The organism is Mesorhizobium sp. C277A (assembly GCF_040324395.1).
GTDB lineage: Bacteria > Pseudomonadota > Alphaproteobacteria > Rhizobiales > Rhizobiaceae > Mesorhizobium.
On the sequence record NZ_JAMYVW010000002.1, the window covers coordinates 3,778,858 to 3,800,208 of the forward strand.

Genomic DNA, 21,351 nt, shown 5'->3' on the forward strand with positions numbered 1-21,351 from the left:
GCCGGCCTCACTTGAATTCGGCACAGCTTAGAAAAACGCCTGTATCCCCGTCTGCGCCCGTCCCAAAATCAGCGCATGCACGTCATGCGTGCCTTCATAGGTGTTGACCGTCTCCAGGTTCTGCGCGTGGCGCATGACGTGGTAGCCGATCTGGATGCCGTTGCCGCCATGCATGTCGCGGGCCTGGCGCGCGATGTCGAGCGCCTTGCCGCAATTGTTGCGCTTGACGATCGAGATCATTTCCGGGGCCATCTTGCCTTCATCCATCAGCCGCCCGACGCGCAGCGAGCCCTGCAAGCCGAGCGCAATCTCGGTCTGCATGTCGGCGAGCTTTTTCTGGAACAGCTGCGTGCCGGCGAGCGGCTTGCCGAACTGCTTGCGGTCGAGTCCATACTGCCGGGCCCGGTGCCAGCAATCCTCGGCGGCGCCCATCGCGCCCCAGGAAATGCCGTAGCGGGCCCGGTTGAGGCAGCCGAATGGGCCGCCGAGGCCCCTGGCGTTGGGCAGCAGCGCGTCTTCGCCGACTTCGACGCCTTCCATCACCACCTCGCCGGTGATCGAGGCCCTAAGGCTGAGCTTGCCGCCGATCTTCGGCGCCGACAGCCCCTTCATGCCCTTCTCCAGCACGAAACCGCGGATTTCGTCCTTGCCGTTGTCGCCCTTCAGCTTCGCCCAGACCACGAACACATCGGCGATCGGCGCGTTGGATATCCACATTTTCGAGCCGGAAATCCTGTAGCCGTTCGCGGTCTTCTCGGCCCGCGTCTTCATACCGCCGGGATCGGAACCCGCATCCGGTTCGGTCAGGCCGAAGCAGCCGATCCATTCGCCCGAGGCCAGCTTAGGCAGAAAATTCTTGCGCTGTTCTTCCGAGCCATAGGCATGGATCGGATACATCACCAGCGACGACTGCACGGACATCATCGACCGGTAGCCGGAATCGACCCGCTCGACCTCGCGCGCCACCAACCCGTAGGTGACGTAATTGGCGCCGAGCCCGCCATATTCCTCAGGGATGGTGATGCCGAGCAGGCCGGCCTCGCCCATCTCGCGAAAGATGCCGGCATCGGTCTTTTCCTCGAGATAGGCCTCCTCGATGCGCGGCGCGAGCTTGTCGGCGGCAAAGGCGGCCGCGCCATCGCGCACCATGCGCTCATCCTCGGAAAGCTGGTTCTCGATCAGGAAGGGGTCTTCCCAAACGAACGCGTTCTTGTCGGCGGCCATGGCTTCGCTCTCTCCCAAAATCTTGAAGTGCTCGGGCTTATCCGCCTTCGCTTCGGAAAAATCAAACAAAATTGCATCACCGATCAATGAGGTTTAGTAATGGATCATGAACGTCCAACGCCGGCTTTTGCCCAGCACCAGCGCCCTTGCCGCCTTCGAGGCCGTGGCCCGCCTTGGCTCCTTCACCGCTGCCGCCCAGGAACTCGATTTGACCCAAGGGGCCGTCAGCCGCCAGATAGCCCTTCTGGAGGAACAGTTCGGCCGCCGGCTGTTCGAGCGCGACAGCCGCAATGTTCGGCTGTCCACGGCGGGCGAAATCTATGCCGAAGCCGTGCGGGCGGCACTCGGGCAATTGCGCGACGCGGCGCTCGGATTGATGAGCAATCGGCATAGCGGCATGCTGAACCTCGCCATACTGCCGACCTTCGGCACGCGCTGGCTGATGCCGCTGATCCCGGATTTCGTCGCAGAAAACCCTGACATCACCATCAACTTTGTCACCCGCATCGGCCGCTTCGACTTCGCCCGCGAGCGGCTCGACGCCGCCATCCATCATGGCCAGCCCGACTGGCCGGACGCCGACTCCACGCTTCTGATGCGCGAGACCGTAATGCCGGTGGTCTCGCCAGACTTCCTTGCCAGCCGCGATATCACCACGGCGGCCGACATTAGCCGCCTGCCGCTGCTGCACATGGCGACGCGTCCCGGGGCCTGGGGCGAATGGTTCGAGGAACAGGGCTTGAGCGCACCGATCGGACCCGGCATGCAGTTCGAGCAATTCGGCACCGTTGCCCAAGCCTGCATGGCGGGGCTTGGCGTCGCGCTCCTGCCGCAAGTTCTTATCGCCGGCGAATTGCAGCGCGGTCAGCTCGTGCAGGCGCCGGGACAGCCGATGCAAAGCCGCAGCGCCTACTACCTCGTCGTCCCGAACGACAAGCGCGGCCACCCGCCCGTCGTCAGCTTTCGCGACTGGCTGCTGGGCCAGGTTGAGAAGGAACCGGCCGTTCTGGCCTGGTAGCTACTGCCGCTTCATCGACTCGGTTTCCGGCTGGAAGCGCAGCGTTTTTGCGACTTGCGTTCGGCAACTTTCGCATCGAGCTTGCTTTTGATCCGGGCGAAAGCCTGGTCTCCATCGACCGAACTGCCACTCGCCATGCCCTCGTCCCAAAGACGCCCCAACTCTTGGACACTCACTTTCTCGAAACTTGCCATATCGCGCGTATCTCCACACAAGGATGGGATTGCAAGGAACCATTCGAGGCTACTTCCGCTTCAAGGCATCGGCCAGTGCTGCGCCAAACGCGCCTTGCTGTGCCGGTCCTTCCGGCTGACGCTGCGGCATCGGCGAAGGTTGCGCCGGCTTGCCGCCGCCATTGTCGCGCGGCCCCTTCGGCGTCCCGCCCTCGCCGCCGTCCTTGCGCATGGACAGCGCGATGCGCTTGCGCTTGATGTCGACATCGACGACCCGCACCTTCACCACATCGCCCGCCTTCACCACCTCATGCGCGTCCTTGATGAAACGATCGGCCAGTTGCGAGACATGCACCAGCCCGTCCTGGTGCACGCCGATATCGACGAAGGCGCCGAAGGCCGCGACATTGGTGACGGTGCCTTCGAGAAGCATGCCGGGCTTCAGATCCTTGATATCGTCGACGCCCTCGGCAAAGGTCGCCGTCTTGAAGCCGGGGCGCGGGTCGCGGCCGGGCTTTTCCAGCTCCGCAATGATGTCGCGCACCGTCGGCAGGCCGAACCGTTCGTCGACGAAGACGCGCGGATCGAGCGCCTTGAGCGCGGCACTGTCTCCCATCAGCGAGCGCACATCGCGACCGCAGACGGCTACGATCTTCTTGGCCACGCCGTAGGCTTCCGGATGGACCGACGAGGCGTCGAGCGGCTCGCTGCCATTGGCAATGCGCAGGAAGCCTGCGGACTGTTCGAACGCGCGCGGTCCGAGCCGCGCTACCTTGAGCAGCTCCTTGCGGCTGGCGAACGGCCCGGTCGCATCGCGATGCGCGACAATGGCATCGGCAAGCGACGCGCCCAGGCCTGACACGCGGGCCAAAAGCGGCGCCGAGGCAGTGTTGAGATCGACGCCGACGGCATTGACCGCGTCCTCCACCACCGCCTCCAGCGAGCGGCCAAGCCGGTACTGGTCGACATCATGCTGGTACTGGCCAACGCCGATCGATTTTGGCTCGATCTTGACCAGTTCGGCGAGCGGGTCCTGCAGGCGCCTGGCGATCGACACCGCACCGCGCAGCGACACGTCGAGCCCGGGAAACTCAGCCGCCGCTGTCGCCGAGGCCGAATAGACCGAGGCGCCGGCTTCGCTGACGATCACCTTGAGCGGCTTCGGCCCGCCATCCGAAGGCATATCGGACAGCATGTCGGCGACCAGCTTTTCAGTCTCGCGGCTGCCGGTGCCGTTGCCGATCGAGATCAGCTCGACCTTGTGCAGGCGGATGAGCTTGGCGAGCTCCGCCTGTGTGCCGCGCACATCGTTCCGCGGCGGAAATGGATAGACCGTCGTCGTCGCCAGCACCTTGCCGGTGCCATCTACCACCGCGACCTTGACGCCGGTGCGGATGCCGGGATCGAGCCCCATGGTCGGCCGCGATCCGGCGGGCGCTGCCAGCAGCAAATCCTTGAGGTTGCGTGCAAAGACATGGATCGCCTCTTCCTCCGCCCGCTCGCGCAGGTCGCGCATCAAATCGAGCGTCAGGTGCAGCGAAAGCTTGATCCGCCAGGTCCAGCCGGCGACTTCCATCAGCCAGCGGTCGCCCGGCAGGCTGCCGCCGATGGCGTAGGCGTTGGCGATCATCCGCTCGACCGGCTTCACCGGCGAGGCATCGTCGGCATCGACCTCGATGTCGAGCGACAACACCTCTTCGTTGCGGCCGCGCAGCATGGCCAGCGCACGGTGGCTCGGAACATTGGCCCAGCGCTCGACATGCTCGAAATAGTCGGAGAATTTCGCCCCGGCCTCCTGCTTACCGTCGACGACACGGGCACGCATGAAAGCGCGCTCCTTCATGTAGGTTCGCAATTTGCCGACCAGATCGGCATTTTCCGCAAACTGTTCCGACAGGATGTCGCGTGCGCCTTCCAGTGCGGCCTTGGCGTCGGCCACATCCTCGGTCACATAAGCCAGCGCCGCCTCGGCGGGCACCAACGACCGGTTGGCCAAAATAGCCTCCGCCAATGGCCCCAGCCCGCGCTCCCGGGCGATCTCGGCCTTGGTGCGGCGCTTGGGCTTGTAGGGCAGGTAGATGTCTTCCAGTTCAGCCTTGGTGGCGGCAGCCACAATTTTGGCCTCAAGTTCGTCGGTCAGCTTGCCCTGCTCGCGAATCGAACCAAGGATCGTATCGCGCCGCGCATCGAGCTCGCGCAGATAGGCCAGCCGCTCGGCAAGGTCGCGCAATTGCGTGTCGTCGAGCCCGCCGGTGACCTCCTTGCGGTAGCGCGCCACGAACGGCACCGTCGCGCCCTCATCGAGCAGCCCTATAGCTGCCGATGCCTGCTCCGACCGCGCCCCGATCTCTGCCGCGATGATGGATGCGATGCGTTTGCTGTCTGCTGCCATGCTGGTCCCTGTCGCAAAGAGCGGCGACCATAGGCGCTGATGTCCGTCCCGCCAACCGCAGTGTTCTCAAGCGTCAAAGAGGTCCACAGGAAAGCGCCTTGCTTTGGCTCGTCCTCAGACCATCCCGCTCAGCGCCTCGAAAAAGGCAACGATCTCGCGTTCGAGCGGATAATCTTCAGGCACCGGCTGCGACCCCATTTTTGCAATCACCACTTCCGTCTTCGGGTTGACGTAGAGCCATTGGCCGTGGATGCCGATGCCGCAGAAGGCGCCGTTTGCCGCCCCCGTCTGGTACCATTTGTTACGGTAACGGCCCTTTGGGAACAGATGCACCATTGTGCCGCGCTGCCAGGCCTCCGCGCTGCCGCCGGCAACGGTCGTATCGCGCACCCAGCCTTCTGGCACGATGCCGCGGCCATTGGCCGTGCCGCCCTGCCGCATCATCTCGCCGATACGCGCCAGGTCGCGCGGCGTCACCGAAATGCCGCCGGCGGTGCGCGCCGTACCTTCCATGTCGACGCCGATCGAAGCCTCGCTGACTGCACCCAGCGGTAGCCACAGTTTCTCGCGCATCAGGTCCGGGAAGCGCTGGCCGGAAGCTCGTTCGAGCAGCAGGCCGAGCAGATCGGAATTGGGCGAACGGTAGCGGAAGGTTTTGCCGTGCGGTTCTTCGAGCCGCTGCAAGGTCAGAATGAATTCGCGCAAGCTTTCAGTGCCGCCGCCCGGATTCCACAGCGTCGCGCGGCGGTAACGGGCAAAGGCGCTTTCGGGATCGAGATAGGCCTCCTCGAAATCGAGGCTGACGCTCATGTCGAGCACATGCCGGCAGCTTGCATCGGCATAGGCCGAGCCGGCGGCTTCCGGAATGTACTGGGTCACCGGCGCTTCCGGGTCGAACACGCCCTCGCCTTCCAGTATTCCGGCGATGATCGCGGTGACCGATTTGCTGATCGAAAAGATGATGTGACGGGCGCCGAAATCCATATTGGGCGCGAACCAGTCGCCGATGACCTTGCCAGCCTTCATCACCGTCAGCGCGTCGCTGCTCGAACGTGTGAGGAATTCGGCCACCGTCTCCGGCGCGCCGGCGGCGGAGACGTTTTCGCCGAGCAGGCCGCTCAGGTCCCGCACCGGTGCCTCGACGCTTCCCAGCGTCGCCGCCACGGGGGCGGTCGGCACCAGCTCGCCAAGGTTCTGGAACGACCAGCGGTTGAACGGGCTTTCGCGCCAGTTGGAGAGCAGCACCTCATTGCGGGCAAAGCCGTAGCGGGTCTCGAACGCGGTCTTGCCAGTCATGAACGTTTCCTCGGAGGGATGATTTGTTGTGGGTCAACCAAGCGCCTTGGCGATGGCGTGCACCGCCTTCAGCGTTGCTACCGAATAGGCGACATTGCTGAAATCCGGACAGGTCGAAAGCTTGACCACGACCATGCCGGTGTCCCAGTCGACATGGATCATCTGCCCGAACACGCCCCGGCACATCAGCGCGCGCGAGCGCGGGTCTTCGATCCAGAACTGGTTGCGATAGCTGCCTTCGGGCAGGCTTGGATTGAAGTCCGGCCCATGCCTGCCGTTGCGCGTCGCCTCGATCCAGTCTTCCGGCACGATGCCGCGGCCCTTGTCGAGAATCAGCTGGCCGAAGCGGGCATAGTCGCGCAGCGTCGCGTTGAAGCCGCCATCGGCCAGAGCATAGCCGGCGCTGTCGACCGTGAAGCAGGCGCTCTCGTCGGCGCCGAGCTTTTGCCACAGCTCCTCGGACACCAGCTGCGCCAGCCGTTTACCGGTGACCCGCTCCATGATGAAGGCAAGCACGTCGGTCTCGATCGAGCGGTACTCGAACGCGGCGCCATGCGGCCGCACCTTGTCCTTCAGCTGCAGGATCAACTCGAACAGATGCGGCGGCCATTGGAAATCCGGATCGCTGTCCGGCGGCACCGGCTTCCAGCCGGTGGCGACATCGACCTGGCCGATATCGGAGTAACGGTCGGTGTATTCCTCGGAAAAGCGCACGCCGGTGGTCATATCGAGCACATGCTGCACGCTGGCGCCGTCCCAGCCGGTCGCGCCGAGCTCCGGCAGATAGGCGGTCACCGGTTTGACCGGGTCGATCAAGCCGCGCCCAACCAGAATACCGAACACGGTGCCTGTTACCGACTTCGCCATCGACTGCGACAGATGCAGCGTGCGCTCGGCCATGCCGTTGAAATAGCGCTCATAGGCGACCTTGCCGTCTTTGAGCACCAGGAAACCGTCCGTGTAGGTCTCGTCGAGCAGGCCAACGAGCGTCGTCGGACGGCCCTTGCTGTCTTCCACCGGCAGCGCGTCGAGATCGGTCTCTGCGCGCTCAAGACGATGGCGATGGCCATTGCCGCGCCAGACCTCGATGGTCGGCAGGAATTCGCGGATGTGTTGGAAGGCCCAGCGATTCCATGGCGGCCGGTCCCAGTCGAGCTTCGGCAGCACCATTTGAGGCGGCGAGCCCTGCATGATCGACGGCCGCGGATCGCTGTTGCGATAGGAGTCCATGAAAGCCATTCCGGAAAAGAAAAGACCCGGCGGCGCATGCCGCCGGGTCTGTCAGACTGCGGTTATTTCTGCAGTTCGGTCCAGATCTTGGTGTAGATGTCCTGGATCTCAGGCGCGCACATCTTCTGGAATTCGCCTTGTGCCTTCGCAGCCTCCGGAATGACGACTTCCGGGGCATCCTTCATATCGGCCGGCATGTACTTGTCCGAGCCGGTAATGGCGTTTGCGTAGCGATGGAAGGCCGAGAGGCCGGCCGCGTTTTCCGGATCCATGATGAAGTTCTGGAACAGCTTGGCGTTCTCGACATTTTTGGCTTCCTTGAGAACGACGACGTTATCGCTCCACAGGCCGTAGCCTTCCTTCGGATAATTGTAATGGATGGCCGGATTGGCCAGCCGCTGACGCAGCGCCGAACCGTTCCAGTCGCTGGTCGCCTTGAAGTCGCCGGCGCCCATCTTTTCGATGGTGTTGTATTCCATGGCGATCCAGTTCGGCTTGGCCGCGACAAGCGTGTCGCGCACCTTCTTCAGCACCGTCTTGTCGTCGGTGCACTGCTGGCCGCCGACATATTTGATCGCCGCGAAGATAACGTCATTCATCTCGGGAACGACATTGGTCTTGCCCTTCAGCTCGTCCGGCGTGTTGAAGATGATGCCCCAGCTGTCGGCTGGTCCCTTGTAGGCATCGGTGTTGACGACGACGCCGACGGTGCCCAGCGCCCACGGCACGGAATATTTGCGGCCGGGGTCGAAGTCTGGATTGGCCCATTCCGGCGCCACGTTCTTGAAGTTCTCCATCTTGCCCGGATCGGTCTCCTGCACGAGGCCCTCCTTGATCCAGATCGGCACGTAGGTTTGCGACGGAACGGCGATGTCGAAGCCGGTGCCGCCCTGGCGTACCTTGGCGAGCGCCGTATCGTTGGAATCGTAATCGGTGATGGTCACCTTGACGTTGTATTTGGCTTCGAACTTTTTGATCACGTCGGGGCTGGTATAGTTGCCCCAATTGTAGATGTTCAGCTCGCCATCGGCGCTGGCCAGGCTCGTCGTTGCGAGCAGCGCCAACCCCATGGCGGCTGTCGTTGTTTTCCAGTTCATGGTTTTAGCTCCCATTTGTCGGTTCAGTCTCTTTTCCTGCTGACGAAGAAAAACAACGTGACGATCGCGACCGAAAGCAGCAGGAAGGCGGTCGATATCGCGTTGATCTCAGGCGTGATGCCGCGGCGGATCTGGCCGAGCATGTAGGTGGGCAGCGTATCCTGGCCGCCCGATTTGACAAACTCGGTGATGACGACGTCATCGAGCGAGATGACGAATGCCAGCATCAGTCCGGCCAGTATGCCGGGCCACAAAAGCGGCAGCGTGATGCGGCGGAAGGTCTTCCAAGGCGTCGCGTACAGATCGGCGGCCGCGCGCTCCAGCGTCAGGTCCATGTTTTCCAGCCGCGCCCGGATCGGCAGATAGGCGAACGGGATGCAGAACGCCGTGTGCGCGGCGATCAGATATCCAATGCCGGAATAGCCGGTGAAGATCTTGATGCGCGAGAAGAAGATCAGCAGCGCCACGCCGGTGACGATCTCGGGCACCATCAGCGGCTGGTTGATCGCCGCATATTTGAAGGTGAGGCCCGGATAGGACGCGGTGCGCGTGGTGGCGAGCGCGGCCATGGTGGCAAAGATTGTCGACAGCACCGCAGCGACGGCGCCGATCTGGAACGAGCGTAGCGTCGCGTCGATAACTTGCACGTTCTGCCAAGCCGACTGGAACCAGCGCATCGAAAAGCCGCCCCATTCCGACGTCGAGTTCGCCGCGTTGAAGGCATAGGCGACCAGCACGATGATCGGCAGATAGAGCACGATAAAACAGGTCGCAGCGATCACCGTGAAGCCGGTCTGGTGCTTGATGGAAAAGTTCTTAGCCATGCCGCGCCCCCGACTTGCCGGCATTGCGCACATAGGCAAGCAGCGCCACCATGACGATGATCATCACCGTGATCGACAGCGCCGAGCCGAGCGGCCAGTTGCGGCCTTGGCCGAACTGCAATTCGATCAGGTTGGACAGCATCATATTCTTGCCGCCGCCAAGCACGCTCGGCGTCACATAGGCGCCAAGGGCTGGAATGAAGACCAGGATGGAGCCGGCAATGACGCCGGGTTTGACCAGCGGGAAAATGATCTTCCGCAATACATTGAAACGGGTCGCGTAGAGGTCGTAGCCCGCCTCGACGAGGCGAAAATCAAGCTTCTCCATGCTGGCATAGATCGGCAGCACCATCAGCGGCAGATAGACATAGGCCATGCCGATCAGAATCGCCGTGTCGGTGAAGAGAATCTGCACCGGCGCTGAGACGATACCAAGCTTCATAAGGATGGTGTTGATGATGCCTTCGTTGCGGATGATCTGCAGCACGGCGAAGGTGCGGATCAGAAGGTTGGTCCAGAACGGAATGGTGATCAGGAACAGCCAGAGATCCCTGGTTTTCTCGCTGCGCGTCGCCATGAAATAGGCGGTTGGAAACCCCAATGCCAAAGTGGCGATCGTCGTTATCACCGCCAGCTTGATCGAGCGCCAGAAGATGGTGACATGCGCTGCCGCAAGCGAAAGCGTATCGTCGAAAATGTCGCGTTCCATGAACACCGACAGCCAGGCATCGGGCGAAAACTGCCACTTCACATCGCCATAGGGGCCAGGCGTCAGGAACGAGTAGATCAGCACGATCAGCAAGGGGCCGGTCGCGGCGAGGAAGATCACCAGCAAGGCTGGCGCTGACAGCAGCCAGCGGTCGCGCACATCGCGCCGCTCCGCTGCCTTGGCGACTTGTTCCGCGGTCGCCATGATCAGTCCTTCAGCACTTGCGCGGCGTCGTTGCCGATCATGATGCCGATCTGGCCGCCCTGCACGAAGCCGTCACCGGCGCCGCGGCTGTTCTGACGCCGCACGATGAACGGCTCGCCACCGGCAAGGCGCAGATGGAAGTGCGTGTCGGTGCCGAGATAGACGATGTTTTCGACGGTGCCGGACAGCGAAGCGATCGGGCTGGCCGTGCCCAACTGCGCATGCTCTGGACGCACGACGATGGTGACCTTGCCGCTGGGGCTGAAGCCTTCCGGCAGCGAGGCTGGGATTTCCACACCAGACGGCAGCTTCACCGTCGCCCGGCCACCAGTCGCGCTAACCACATCCGCCTTGAGGAAGTTCGACTCGCCGATGAAGTCGGCGACGAAACGCTCGGCCGGCCGGTCGTAGATGTCGCGCGGCGAGCCGACCTGCAGGATTTTGCCCGACGACATCACCGCGATGCGGTCCGACATGGTCAGCGCTTCCTCCTGGTCGTGGGTGACGAAGATGAAGGTAATGCCCGTCTCGTGCTGCAGCCGCTTCAATTCGATCTGCATTTCCTTGCGCAGCTTGTAGTCGAGCGCCGAGAGCGGTTCGTCGAGCAGGAGCACCTTGGGCTGCGGCGCCAGCGCCCGGGCGAGCGCCACGCGCTGCTGCTGGCCGCCGGAGATCTGGCTGGTTCGGCGACCCGCCAGCGCCTCCATCTTCACCAGTTTCAGCATCTCGGCGACGCGCGCCTTGATCTCGGCCTTCGGCTTGCCCAGCATTTCCAGGCCAAAGCCGATATTGTCGGCGACCGTCATATGCGGGAACAGCGCGTAGGATTGGAAGACGGTGTTGACCGGCCGCTTGAAGGGCGGCAACGGCGCGATATCCTGACCGTAGAGGAGGATTTCGCCGGCGGTTGGAAAGTCGAAGCCGGCAATCAGCCGCAGCAACGTGGTCTTGCCGCAGCCGGATGGTCCCAGCAGGGTGAAGAACTCATTCTCGCGGATGGATACCGAGACCGTATCGAGGGCAGCAACCTGCCCCTCACCCGATCCGAAAATTTTACTGACGTTTACGACTTCAATTGCATTCCGATCCGGTTTTTCCGGCACGATACGCCTCACTGTTCACCCCGCTCTTGCTGGCGGAGTTTTTCCCCTGTTCGATGTGACCACACGGCCGGTAGGTTGGCAAGTCCGGCATTGAATCACAGTTCAGTCAGTCATTTCGTCTTGCAAGCGGTAAGCTGTGCAAGCCGCATGCCATTGTCAGGCCTGGTAGGTGACCTTGCCACCGCAGACCGTCGTCACCGGCCGCAGCTTGTGTAGATCGGCCGGCGCCGTCTTCTCGATATCGGCCGACAAAACCACCAGATCCGCCATGTAGCCGGGTTTCAGAACGCCTTTGCGATGCTCGGCGAATTCGGCATAGGCGCCCTCGACCGTGTAGGCGGCAATCGCTTCCTGCAGCGAGAAACTCTGGTCAGGATCGCCTTCTGCCCACGGTTTGCGCTGCACTGCCGCCTGAATGCTCAGGATCGGGTCGATCGCCGCCACCGGCCAGTCCGAGGCGAACACGACATGGGCGCCGGCGCTTTTCAGGGTGCGCCAGGCATAGCTCAGCGGCCAGCGGGCCGGTCCGATGCGTGACACCGTCGGCTCCAGTGGAAAATCCATGGCGCCGGGCGGATGCGACGGCTGCATCGAGGCGATGACGCCGAGTTCGGCAAAACGCGGCACGTCGGCTGCTGTGGTGACCTCGATGTGCTCAACCCTGTGCCGGCTGTCGCGCTTGCCATTGAGCTTCTGCGCTGCCTCGTAACCGTCGAGCACTGCGCGCACCGCGCCGTCACCGATCGAGTGCACCGCGATCTGCAGCCCGCGTTTGTCGATAGCCACGGCGAGATCGATAAATTGCTGCGGCGTGAACAGCGGCTCGCCGACCCAGTCGGGACGATCCGCATAGGGTTCGACCATAACAGCGGTCCAGGAATCGAGCACGCCGTCATAGAACACCTTGACCATGCCCGATGACAGCCACTCACTGTGGTAGCGCTCGGCCATGACGGACGCCTTCTCGAGCATGTCGAGCGTCATGAAATTCTTGTAGTGGAACGGGATCTTGACGCGGCAGGGCAATCCCTCCTCGGCCTCGATCTCGGAAAGCAGTTCGAGCTGGTAGAGATTGCCGTCCATGTTCTGGATCGAGGTGATGCCGTGGCGCGCGCACCATGCAAGCCCGCGCCGCATGATGTCACGGTCAGCGGCCCGCTCGGCGGCCGACGGCATTGGGTCGGGCTCACCGCCGGTCGACAGCCCCAGCCGCACCCGGCTTTCGCCGGCAAGGTCGAGCACCGGACCGAAGGCCTCGCCCTCGCGCAATTCGCCCGCGGCCAGGCCGTCGCCACCCATCACGATCTCGTTGCCCGGACCGAGCGTGCGTCCCTTCAGGATGCCGGCTATCTCCAACGCCTTGGTGTTGGCCCACATCGTATGGTGGTCGGGCGCTGCCATGCAGAAGGGGCGGTCGGGCAGGATGGCGTCGAGATGATGGCGTGTCACCCGCTCGTCGCCGAGCACGGTGTAGTCGACGCCCTGGCCCACAAGCATTTTCGCCTCGGGCCGCGTCGTTGCGTAGTCGCGGATGGCGCTTTGAAGCGCCTCGAAGCCATGGATACCGCCGAGTTGAAGATGCGCGAGCTCGGCCCCTCCCGAGAACAGATGCATGTGGGCTTCGATGAAACCGGGCAGGACCGAACCGCCCTTGGCGTCGATCACCTCTGTGGTCGTTCCCTTGAGTTTTTCGATGGCGGCGTGGTTGCCGATGGCGATGATGGCGCCGTCTTTGACGGCAATCGCCTCGGCGGCGGGATTGTCATCGTCCATGGTCCGCACGCGACCATTGATGACGATCAGATCAGCATTTTGACCCGCACCCGTGACAGACATCGCGACTCCGCGCTTTTGACGACTGGCTGAGACCGACAACCCTCTTGTCCGACAAGCTGCCACTCCGCTGGAGCGGCGTTATCGGACGAAAACTGATGCCAGTGCGCTGTTTCGAAATTCCCCTTGTGATCTCTGGAAACAGCGTGGATAAAAGAATGCGACTAATTATTCGCGTTTGTCAACGTGCCGAATTTCGAATGTATTGTGGACAACACACCACGCCAATGTTGAGACCGGGACCTGTGTTGAAACCGGCAGGGAACGAAGGCATCAATCCGTGAAGCGCAGTCTCAGCCGCGAAACCAGGATGGCGCTCGAACCGCGCAAGCAGCCGCGGCAGGAACGGTCGAGCAAGGTGGTCGACAGGATACTCGACGCGGCTTTGATCCTGACGCGGGAGCAAGGAACCAAGACGCCGACGACGCTCGCCATTGCCCGGCGCGCGGGCCTGTCGGTCGGTTCGGTCTACCAGTACTTTCCCAACAAGGAAGCCATTCTCCTCGACCTCGCCCGGCGCTGGCTGTCGTCCTTTCCCGAGGTGATCGCCAGGCGCATCGAGGTCACCCCACCCACCAACCGCGACGAATTTCGGCAGGAGGTGCGCAAGCTCTTCATCGATACCTCCAGAATATATCTCGAAAACGCCACCCTGATGCCGGTGATCGAGGCGATATCCGGCAATGCCGACCTCAGGCCGATCCAGGACGAATATGACGAGCAGATCATCGCGCTTTACGCCGCGTGGCTGCAGCATGTGAACCCGGCCCTTGAAGACAAGATCGCCAGCCGGCTCGGCGTGCTGATGATGGATGTCGGGCACGCCTGCCGGCTTGTGGGGTTGAAGCGGGATCGCAAGACATACGACCTCATCGAGGACGATGTGGAAAGAATGTGGCTCGCTTTGGTCACCCCCTATCTCAACCTTGACTGATTTCGCTATTTCGAGAGGAAATTCATGAAGACTGTCTATTCGCCACTTCATGCCGGCCATGCCGGCCAGATGGAACTGGTCACGTCGGCAATCGTGCCGGGTTTCGAAAAGCCATCGCGGGCCGAGTTCATCAAGGCGCGGGTCGAGAGCGAGAAGCTGGGGCCGATCATCGGACCGGTCGAGCACGATCTCACAGCCGCCAAGCGCATCCACAAGGCCGACTATATCGACTTCCTGCCAACCGTCTGGCCAGCGTGGAAGGCCGCCGGCCTCGATGGCACGGCGATGCCCTTCACCTGGCCGACGCGCGGCCTGCGCGGCGACGTGCCACCCAAGCGCGTCGACGCCTTGCTCGGCTATTACTCCTTCGACGCCGGCGCCACCTTCGTCGAAGGCACATGGACCGCCATCAAATCGTCCTATGACGTGGCGCTGACGGCGGCGGCCTTGGTCAAGGGTGGCGAGCGGTCGGCCTTCGCGCTTTGCCGCCCGCCCGGCCATCACGCCGGTGCCGGGTTCATGGGCGGCTACTGCTACATCAACAATGCTGCGGTCGCCGCGCAGTGGTTCCTCGACCAGGGCGCCGAACGCGTCTCGATCCTCGACGTCGACTACCACCACGGCAATGGCACGCAGGAGATCTTCTATGAACGCGCCGACGTGCAGGTTCTCAACCTGCATGGCGATCCCATGGTCGAGTATCCGTTCTTCCTCGGCCATGCCGATGAACGCGGCGCCGGCGCCGGCGAAGGTTTCAACGTCAACTATCCCATGCCCTTCGGCACCAATTGGGACGCCTGGAACGCCTCGCTGGAGGATGCCTGCGTCAAGCTCGCCGCCTACGCCCCCGATATCGTCATCGTCTCCCTTGGCGTCGACACCTTCGAGAAGGACCCGATCAGCCAGTTCAAGCTGAAAAGCCCGGACTATCCGAAGATCGGCCGGCGCATCGCCAAGCTCGGCCTGCCGACGCTGTTCGTGATGGAAGGCGGCTACGCCGTCGAGGAGATCGGCATCAACGCCGTCGGCGTGCTCACCGGCTTCGAGGACAAATAGGAAAGCAATTCCAGGATAAGTGTGAGGCGGTTTTCCGGCCGGATTGCGCCAAAGAGATATGGGGTGGCTCCGGCCGCCCCGACCATCTAGGCGGCCGCAGCCGGGTTAGGTGCAACCACCGGAACGGCTGGCCTTCGCGACCGGCCGATGCGGTAGACAATCACCGCCGCAATCACGCCTGCCGCCAGGATGGCGAGCGCCAGCAACGGCCGGTACCAGAACCAGGCAATCGCGATCGTCACCGTGCCGACCAGGATCGCCAGAACGAAGGCGATGATGCCGGTGCCCATCCGCGCCATGCTGCCGAGGAAGGGTATGACGTCGAGGATCACCCCGATCGGGTTGAGGAACAGCGCAAAGCCTATGGTCAGCAACAGCAAGCCGGCGCCGCGCAGCAGCCAGGTGATCAGCGTGTTGGCGCTGACGGCGTCGGCGAACATCTTTTCGGCCGGGACGTTGCCGGTGTCGACCATCAGCAGCGCATCGCCGGCTTGCGTCTGGTAGGGCTCGAAGCGGCTGCCGGCCTGGCGCGCGATGATACTGATCACGCCCAGCGGCGCCAGTTCGTAGCCGATGCGATAGTCGCCCAAAGCGGGCGTCGTGTTGTCATTGCCGAGAAAAATCTTGCCATCGACGATGCTGAGCGGTTTCGTTCCGGTATAGGCAGCCTTTATCGCCGCCGACTGGTCGGCTGAGAGCGAATAGTCCTTGTCACCCTCGATACGGTCCAGCACTGGCGTATCGAGATCGAAGGCGACAAGCTTGCCCTCGGGAATCTGGAAGGTCCGGCCGTGGATTTCCATCGGCGGATTCTGGTGGCCGTCCGGCTTCTTGAAGTCCGACGAGTCGATCTGGCTGTCGTCCCACACCTTGGAATAGCTGTAGGTGGTCACCGTCTCTTCGCCACCGCCGAGCTTCTTGGTCGTCTCCGACTTGGACTCTTCCTTCCACTGATACATCTCGACACTGCGCGACAGCCGCAGCCCTTGCGTGGCGATGCCGAAATCCGGATCCGCCAGGCCGCTGTCCGCCGTCACCAGTCCGCTGACATGAACCAGCTTGCCGTCATTGGCGGTATCGACGCTGTCGGCGCCGACCGAAACCACCGCTCCAGAACCTTCGGCCAGCGAGCGCGCCGTCTGCACGGCGCGGCCTTCGTTCCAGAACAGCCCGATCACCATCAGCACGATCAGGATAAGGCCGAAGATGACCCCGCCGACCGCGCGCTTGATCCGCCCGAACCACGAGACGGATGTGACTTCCCGAAATGAATCGCTCATCGTTTCCCCCGAAACAAAGTTACCCCAAAATTACAACGCGGCCGGCGGCTGCGCGTTTAGCCCGTCAATCGGCGTGGATCTGCGCGCCGCAATCCCTTTCGCCGGCGCAGGCGTGCACCGCGCGCGTCGTGCCGCCATCGCCAACCCGCCACGGTGAAGCGGACAGTGGCGCTTGCCTCTTATTGCCCAGAAGATCAAGCGCCCGCATAGCGGTCTGCTCCTCCGCCTCGTCACGCTTGACGATCTCGACGTCCTTGAGGCCGATCGCGGCAAGCTGCGGCATCACCACATCAGGGTCGCCCGCCACCACGATCAGCGACGGATCGAGCGACGCCAGGGCCAGCGCCTGTTTCTGAACCGCATCGAGCGTCAGCTTTGTGCGCGCCGCCATGCGGGTTTGCTGGTCCTCCAGCGTCGATCCGCTGCCGACCGCGCCAATCAGCGAGGAGAACAGACCAGCCGACGTCTCGGCCGATCCAGCCAGCGCCCGGCGATAGACAGTCACCGTGCGGTCGACTTCGTCCTGCGCCACCGGCAAGGTGGTCAGGCCGGCAAATCCTTTCAGGATTTCGGTAATCGCCGGCCCGGTGTTGGCGCGCTCGACGGTGGTTGCCACGACCAATCCCGAGCCGGCCTTCATCGGGCTCATCAGATAGCTCGACACGCCATAGGAGTAGCCCTTCTCCTCGCGGATCACCGAATTCAGCCGGCTGGAGAAATCGGCGCCAAGCAGGTTGGAGACCGCGGTCGATTCAGCGCGCTCGCTCTCGTCGGTGCCGGGCGCCGGCCGCGCCACGAACAGCGCCGACTGGCTGGCGCCGGGTTCGGGCACCAGCAGCACTTTCTGTCCCCCGTTGAAATGCGCCGCCGGCGACGGCTCGACGGCATAGCCGGCGGTGTCGCTTGTCCACGCGCCGAATGCTTTTTCAAGGCTGGCGGCGACGGTCGCGACCGGCATCGGGCCGACGCTGTAGAAGGTCACCGCCTTCGGCGTGAACTCCGCCTTGAATGCGTCCCTCGCCTCGTCGAGCGAGATCGAGGCCAGCGCCTTTGCCGACCAGTCCACCGCTGCCTTGCCCGGCACCTGCGGGATCAGCGTCGCCTTTGCCATGCGGCCGGCAACGCCGGGCAGATCCGCCTCGCGGCCGTTTAGCCAGTCGACTGTCTGCGCCATCAGCACCGTCCATTCGGTCTTGTCGAAACGAGGCTTCAGCACCGCGTCGGCGAGCAGGCCAATACCCTGGTCGAGCTTTTCCGGCGGCACGCCAAGCGTCATCATCGTGGTCAGCGTTCCGGCCTGGTGGCCGACGCCGGCGCCGATGTCGCTGGCCGCCTTGGCGAAATCAGCCGAGCCGCGATCGGCGGCCCCGCGTGTCGCCATGCTTGCTGCAAGCTCCAGCAATCCCTCCTTGCCTTCCGGCACGCTGTTCCAGCCGCCGGCGGCACTGGCCGCGACATAGACCATCGGCGCTTCCGGCATTGTGTAGTGGACGAGTTTGATGCCATTCGAGAGCGTCGCCGTTTCCATGGCGGGCAGTGTTGCCGAAGGCGCTTGCCCGGCCGCATGCTTCGGAATGTCGATCGCCGCTCGCTCCGGCGCGGTGAACGGCTGCGGTGTGCCGGACGACCCGATCAGTGCATCGGGATAGCCGCCGCGCGGGCCGGGCTTCAGCACCAGTATGCTGGCGTCTTCCGGTTTCAACAGCCGCTTCATCGTTGCCTCGACGCCCGCCACGCTGGCGTCCTTCACCCGCGGGTCGTCCACCAGCGCGCTCTGCGCATCGCCGAGCACGTCGGCATTGTAGGAGACGACGCCGGCGCGATCCTTCAGTGCTTCGCTGCCGAGCCGCGCTGCCTGCAAGATGCCGGTGCGCGCACGCTCGACATCGACCGGATCGAGCGGGGTCTTCAGGAAATCCGCAAACGCCGTTTTCATCGCGCTTTCCAGCGCTTCCGGCGCCACATCTTCGGCGGCACCCGCCTCGAAGGTAAAGCGGCCACCGAGCAGACCGCCGGTCCAGCTCGCGCTGGCATAGGTGGCAATGCCCAACTGCGAAACCAGCCGGTTGCGCAAAAAACCATATTCGCCGTTGCCGAGCAGTTCGGCGGCAATGCTGAGCGCACCATTGTCGGGCGACTGCGCCACCGGGCCACTGAAGCCGACCACAACGATGGGGCTTGGCACGCGATCCTCGAGCACCAGCTTGAGCCGGGCCTGCGTCGGTTCCGGCACGGCGGGCCGCGCCACATCGGCGCCGCGCGCCACGCGGCCGAACGTGTCGGCAATCAGCGCCTTGGTGTCGTCGATCTCCAAGTCGCCGACCAGCACCAACACCGCATTGTTGGGCAGATAGTAGCTGTTGAAGAAACCCCTGACATCGTCGAGCGTCGCCGCATCGAGATCGGCGACCGAGCCGATGACCATGCGGCTATAGGGATGCGGCTTCGGGAACAGCCCGGACCAGAAAGCTTCCCAGCCGGATGCGCCGGCCTTGTCGAGCACGTTCTGGCGCATCTCGTTCTTGACCACCGAGCGCTGCAGATCGAGCTTGGCCTGAGTCACCGAGCGGCCGAGATTGGCCATGCGGTCGGCCTCCAGCGACAAGATCATCGGCAGTGACGACGACAGCCCGTCGACGTAATAAACCGTGCCGTCTTCGGTGGTCCAGGCATTGATCTCGTTGCCGAGCGCGGCGTGCGCGCCGAACACGTTCGGCCAGGCCGGCGTGCCGGAAAACATCAGATGTTCGAACAGATGCGCAAAGCCCGAGCGTCCCGCGGGTTCATTCATCGACCCGACGCGGTAGCGCAGGTTCATCACCACCTTCGGCACGCGATGGTCGGGCACCAGCACCACCTGCAGCCCGTTGTCGAGCGCATAGGTAACGGTCGGCTCAGCCTTGGCGGGCGCTGCCATGCCGGCAAGAGCCGCAAGCACCACCGTGAACGCCAGGAAAACCTGCTTCATCATGACCCCCGATGCTGATGGCCGCGAGCAAGCGCCGCCAAATCCGCCGTATGACCGAAGGGATGCCCACCCCTGCCGGCTGCCGAGACCCTATCGGAATCGATCGGCCCTCGATACGGCAGTATCGCAACACCCTCTGGCTTTTTCGTGTCGGCGTTTCAGGCCTTTTGCGGCGGAAAAGGCCGCGAAAGCAGCCCCTGAGTCGCTTGAGTCCAATAATATTGATTTTGTCAAATCGCGTTTGATGTCGGATTCATCTGCGGGTAGATTAGACCCGAATCAGCCGGTCCTTGGGGGGCGCGGCGACCACCCAAAGTCTCAAGTTCCGGCCAATGACCGGCACCAGACGCGGACGGCTTCGCGTTCCCTGAATGGATTCGGCGATCAGCGCGACCGCCGCGCCGTGTGAGTGCTTCGTAAACGTGATGCGTCTTCAAGTTCGGCCGCTGCTAACCCCAGCGTCCGGGCTCAAGAAAAGACTCCGGCCATGACATACAACCAAAGCATCCAATGAGCAGTTCCGCCGCGCTTCTCCAATCCGATACGTTAGGCTCGCGCCTCGAATCGCGCGGCGATCTCACCTCCTTTTTCATGCAGCTTGCCGCCGAGATCGGCGCCGACAGCTACATGCTCGTCGCCATCGTCCACGACCAGGACCGCAACGACGCCCGCATCGTCTCATCCAACTGGATCTTCGACGCCATTGAACTGATCGGCAAGCGGCTGATCGCCGGCCTTGCCCAGGGACCGCTGACCGTTGCACCTGGCATCCGCCCGAGGCCCCTGGTCGCCGCCGCGGCACCCGACGCCGGCGGACTGCTCACAGGCGAAGAGGCGCGCCTGCTCGACGTGCTTGGACATGCCGAAGTCTATTCACTGCGGCTCAATGTCGGCCGCCAGCGGCTGTTTGCGCTTTTCTCGGCGGCCGAGGCCGGCAGTATCGACCAGCCGGCGCTGATGAAGGCTCAGTTGAAGTGCTGTTACGCGCTGTCCGCCATCCCGCAATTGATCGCCGCCGTCGCCATGCAGGACCCGCTGTCCGACCGCGAGCGCGAATGCCTGTTCTGGGTGTCTGAAGGCAAAACCACCGATGAGGTCGCAGTGATCCTCGGGGTCTCGTCCAACACCGTCAACAGCTACATCACCCACGCCATCCAGAAATTCGCGGCGTCGAACCGCGCGATGGCCATCGCCACGGCGATCAGGAGCGGCATCATTTGAAACATGCTGACATCAAGGCGGCGGCCGAAGCCCTTTTCAACGAGCAGCGCAATCCGTTCGGCGCCTTCTCCATCGGTTCCGAGACGCACCATGCCGTTACCATCCCGGACGCGGTGCGCCGCTGCCGCTGGATCGCCGTCGACATCAACGCGTCGGCGTTTGGCCTCTACTTCGTCAGCCCCTCGCCGGAACGGGCGCGCCTGGTGCCGAGCTTCGATTCCGACTATCCCGCCACCGCGGTGACAACCAAATTCATTGCCGGCGCCAACGGTGAGGAGATGGTTCGCCACAGCGGCGCCTCGACAGCGCCGCGCTGGTGGGCCGATGACGGCATCGCCGGCTCGGACGCCGTCTTCAAGAACCTCGCCTGGGCGGAGCGGACGGAGCCGCTGGCGCCGGGCACCAACGGCATTGGCTTTCCCGTCCATGCCGATCGCGGCCATTGCGGGCTGGTGGTGTTCCTCGGCTCGACGATCGCTTTGCCGGAGGACACGCTCTACGAAATCCACGCCCGCTGTTTTTCGCTGTTCGCCGCCGTCGCCCGCATTCGTCCGAACGATGCCGGCCGGATGCGGTCGATCTCCAAGCGTGAACTGGAGTGCCTGAAGCTGACCGCCAACGGCAACACCAGCGAAGAGATCGCCAGGCTGTTGAAGCTGTCGGTCCACACCGCCAACCAGTATCTCACCCAGTCGACGCAGAAGCTCAACGCGGTCAACCGCAACCAGGCGGTGGCCAAGGCGCTGCGGCTGGGGCTGATCGAGTGATCGCGTCTGGCAGTTGGAGTAA

At 63.3% G+C, this 21,351-nt stretch carries 17 protein-coding genes; 5 read left to right on the forward strand and 12 right to left on the reverse strand.

Translation table 11 applies throughout. The features are described from left to right. Positions 1 to 27: 27 nt before the first annotated feature. Complete coding sequence (locus NKK52_RS18620; RefSeq protein ID WP_023703957.1) at positions 28 to 1,224, reverse strand: acyl-CoA dehydrogenase; 1,197 nt, start codon at positions 1,222 to 1,224, stop codon at positions 28 to 30. A gap of 106 nt (positions 1,225 to 1,330) precedes the next feature. On the opposite strand from NKK52_RS18620, the gene NKK52_RS18625 reads away from it, so the two are divergent. Further along, on the forward strand, positions 1,331 to 2,242 hold the full coding sequence (locus NKK52_RS18625) for a LysR family transcriptional regulator (RefSeq protein WP_286439811.1): 912 nt from the start codon (positions 1,331 to 1,333) through the stop codon (positions 2,240 to 2,242). 11 nt (positions 2,243 to 2,253) lie between these two features. Here NKK52_RS18625 and NKK52_RS18630 read toward each other — a convergent pair whose 3' ends face one another. The 9 genes from NKK52_RS18630 to NKK52_RS18670 form a co-directional block, all read right to left on the reverse strand. Then, positions 2,254 to 2,436, reverse strand: a complete 183-nt coding sequence (locus tag NKK52_RS18630) for a hypothetical protein (protein WP_023671771.1) — start codon at positions 2,434 to 2,436, stop codon at positions 2,254 to 2,256. A gap of 49 nt (positions 2,437 to 2,485) precedes the next feature. Then, positions 2,486 to 4,807, reverse strand: a complete 2,322-nt coding sequence (locus NKK52_RS18635) for a Tex family protein (protein ID WP_023683462.1) — start codon at positions 4,805 to 4,807, stop codon at positions 2,486 to 2,488. A gap of 114 nt (positions 4,808 to 4,921) precedes the next feature. Next, the gene (locus tag NKK52_RS18640) at positions 4,922 to 6,103 is read right to left on the reverse strand and encodes a serine hydrolase domain-containing protein (RefSeq protein WP_023683463.1); all 1,182 of its coding nucleotides are present in this window, start codon (positions 6,101 to 6,103) and stop codon (positions 4,922 to 4,924) included. Between the two features lie 33 nt (positions 6,104 to 6,136). Then, complete coding sequence (locus NKK52_RS18645) at positions 6,137 to 7,333, reverse strand: serine hydrolase domain-containing protein (RefSeq protein ID WP_031204039.1); 1,197 nt, start codon at positions 7,331 to 7,333, stop codon at positions 6,137 to 6,139. Positions 7,334 to 7,395: 62 nt separating this feature from the next. Then, entirely contained in the window at positions 7,396 to 8,430 is a 1,035-nt protein-coding gene (locus NKK52_RS18650) for an ABC transporter substrate-binding protein (protein WP_023683465.1), read from the reverse strand. Between the two features lie 23 nt (positions 8,431 to 8,453). Beyond that, positions 8,454 to 9,254 (reverse strand): ABC transporter permease, encoded by an 801-nt coding sequence (locus NKK52_RS18655; protein ID WP_023671766.1) that lies wholly within the window; start codon positions 9,252 to 9,254, stop codon positions 8,454 to 8,456. Next, the gene (locus tag NKK52_RS18660; RefSeq protein ID WP_023683466.1) at positions 9,247 to 10,167 is read right to left on the reverse strand and encodes an ABC transporter permease; all 921 of its coding nucleotides are present in this window, start codon (positions 10,165 to 10,167) and stop codon (positions 9,247 to 9,249) included. The genes NKK52_RS18655 and NKK52_RS18660 overlap by 8 nt, the downstream gene beginning before the upstream one ends. Positions 10,168 to 10,169: 2 nt before the next feature. Continuing rightward, a complete protein-coding gene (locus NKK52_RS18665) occupies positions 10,170 to 11,270 on the reverse strand; it encodes an ABC transporter ATP-binding protein (protein WP_023683467.1) in 1,101 nt (366 codons plus the stop codon). Positions 11,271 to 11,426: 156 nt separating this feature from the next. Further along, on the reverse strand, positions 11,427 to 13,106 hold the full coding sequence (locus NKK52_RS18670; RefSeq protein ID WP_023683468.1) for an amidohydrolase: 1,680 nt from the start codon (positions 13,104 to 13,106) through the stop codon (positions 11,427 to 11,429). Positions 13,107 to 13,383: 277 nt separating this feature from the next. Between NKK52_RS18670 and NKK52_RS18675 the strand changes: the two genes are divergently transcribed. Then, positions 13,384 to 14,037 carry a TetR/AcrR family transcriptional regulator gene (locus tag NKK52_RS18675; protein WP_023686329.1) on the forward strand — a complete coding sequence of 218 codons (654 nt, stop codon included), beginning with the start codon at positions 13,384 to 13,386 and terminating at the stop codon, positions 14,035 to 14,037. 24 nt (positions 14,038 to 14,061) lie between these two features. Further along, a complete protein-coding gene (locus tag NKK52_RS18680) occupies positions 14,062 to 15,093 on the forward strand; it encodes a histone deacetylase family protein (RefSeq protein ID WP_023683469.1) in 1,032 nt (343 codons plus the stop codon). Between the two features lie 86 nt (positions 15,094 to 15,179). Here NKK52_RS18680 and NKK52_RS18685 read toward each other — a convergent pair whose 3' ends face one another. Together NKK52_RS18685 and NKK52_RS18690 are read right to left on the reverse strand one after the other, a co-directional pair. Beyond that, on the reverse strand, positions 15,180 to 16,373 hold the full coding sequence (locus NKK52_RS18685) for a TMEM43 family protein (RefSeq protein ID WP_023683470.1): 1,194 nt from the start codon (positions 16,371 to 16,373) through the stop codon (positions 15,180 to 15,182). Positions 16,374 to 16,437: 64 nt separating this feature from the next. After that, positions 16,438 to 19,344 carry a M16 family metallopeptidase gene (locus tag NKK52_RS18690; protein WP_352629565.1) on the reverse strand — a complete coding sequence of 969 codons (2,907 nt, stop codon included), beginning with the start codon at positions 19,342 to 19,344 and terminating at the stop codon, positions 16,438 to 16,440. A gap of 507 nt (positions 19,345 to 19,851) precedes the next feature. Here NKK52_RS18690 and NKK52_RS18695 point away from each other — a divergent pair. Both NKK52_RS18695 and NKK52_RS18700 read left to right on the forward strand, forming a co-directional pair. Next, positions 19,852 to 20,562, forward strand: a complete 711-nt coding sequence (locus tag NKK52_RS18695; protein ID WP_023683473.1) for a helix-turn-helix transcriptional regulator — start codon at positions 19,852 to 19,854, stop codon at positions 20,560 to 20,562. Further along, the gene (locus NKK52_RS18700; protein WP_023683474.1) at positions 20,559 to 21,329 is read left to right on the forward strand and encodes a helix-turn-helix transcriptional regulator; all 771 of its coding nucleotides are present in this window, start codon (positions 20,559 to 20,561) and stop codon (positions 21,327 to 21,329) included. Before NKK52_RS18695 ends, NKK52_RS18700 begins: the two co-directional genes overlap by 4 nt. The last annotated feature ends 22 nt before the right edge of the window (positions 21,330 to 21,351 follow it).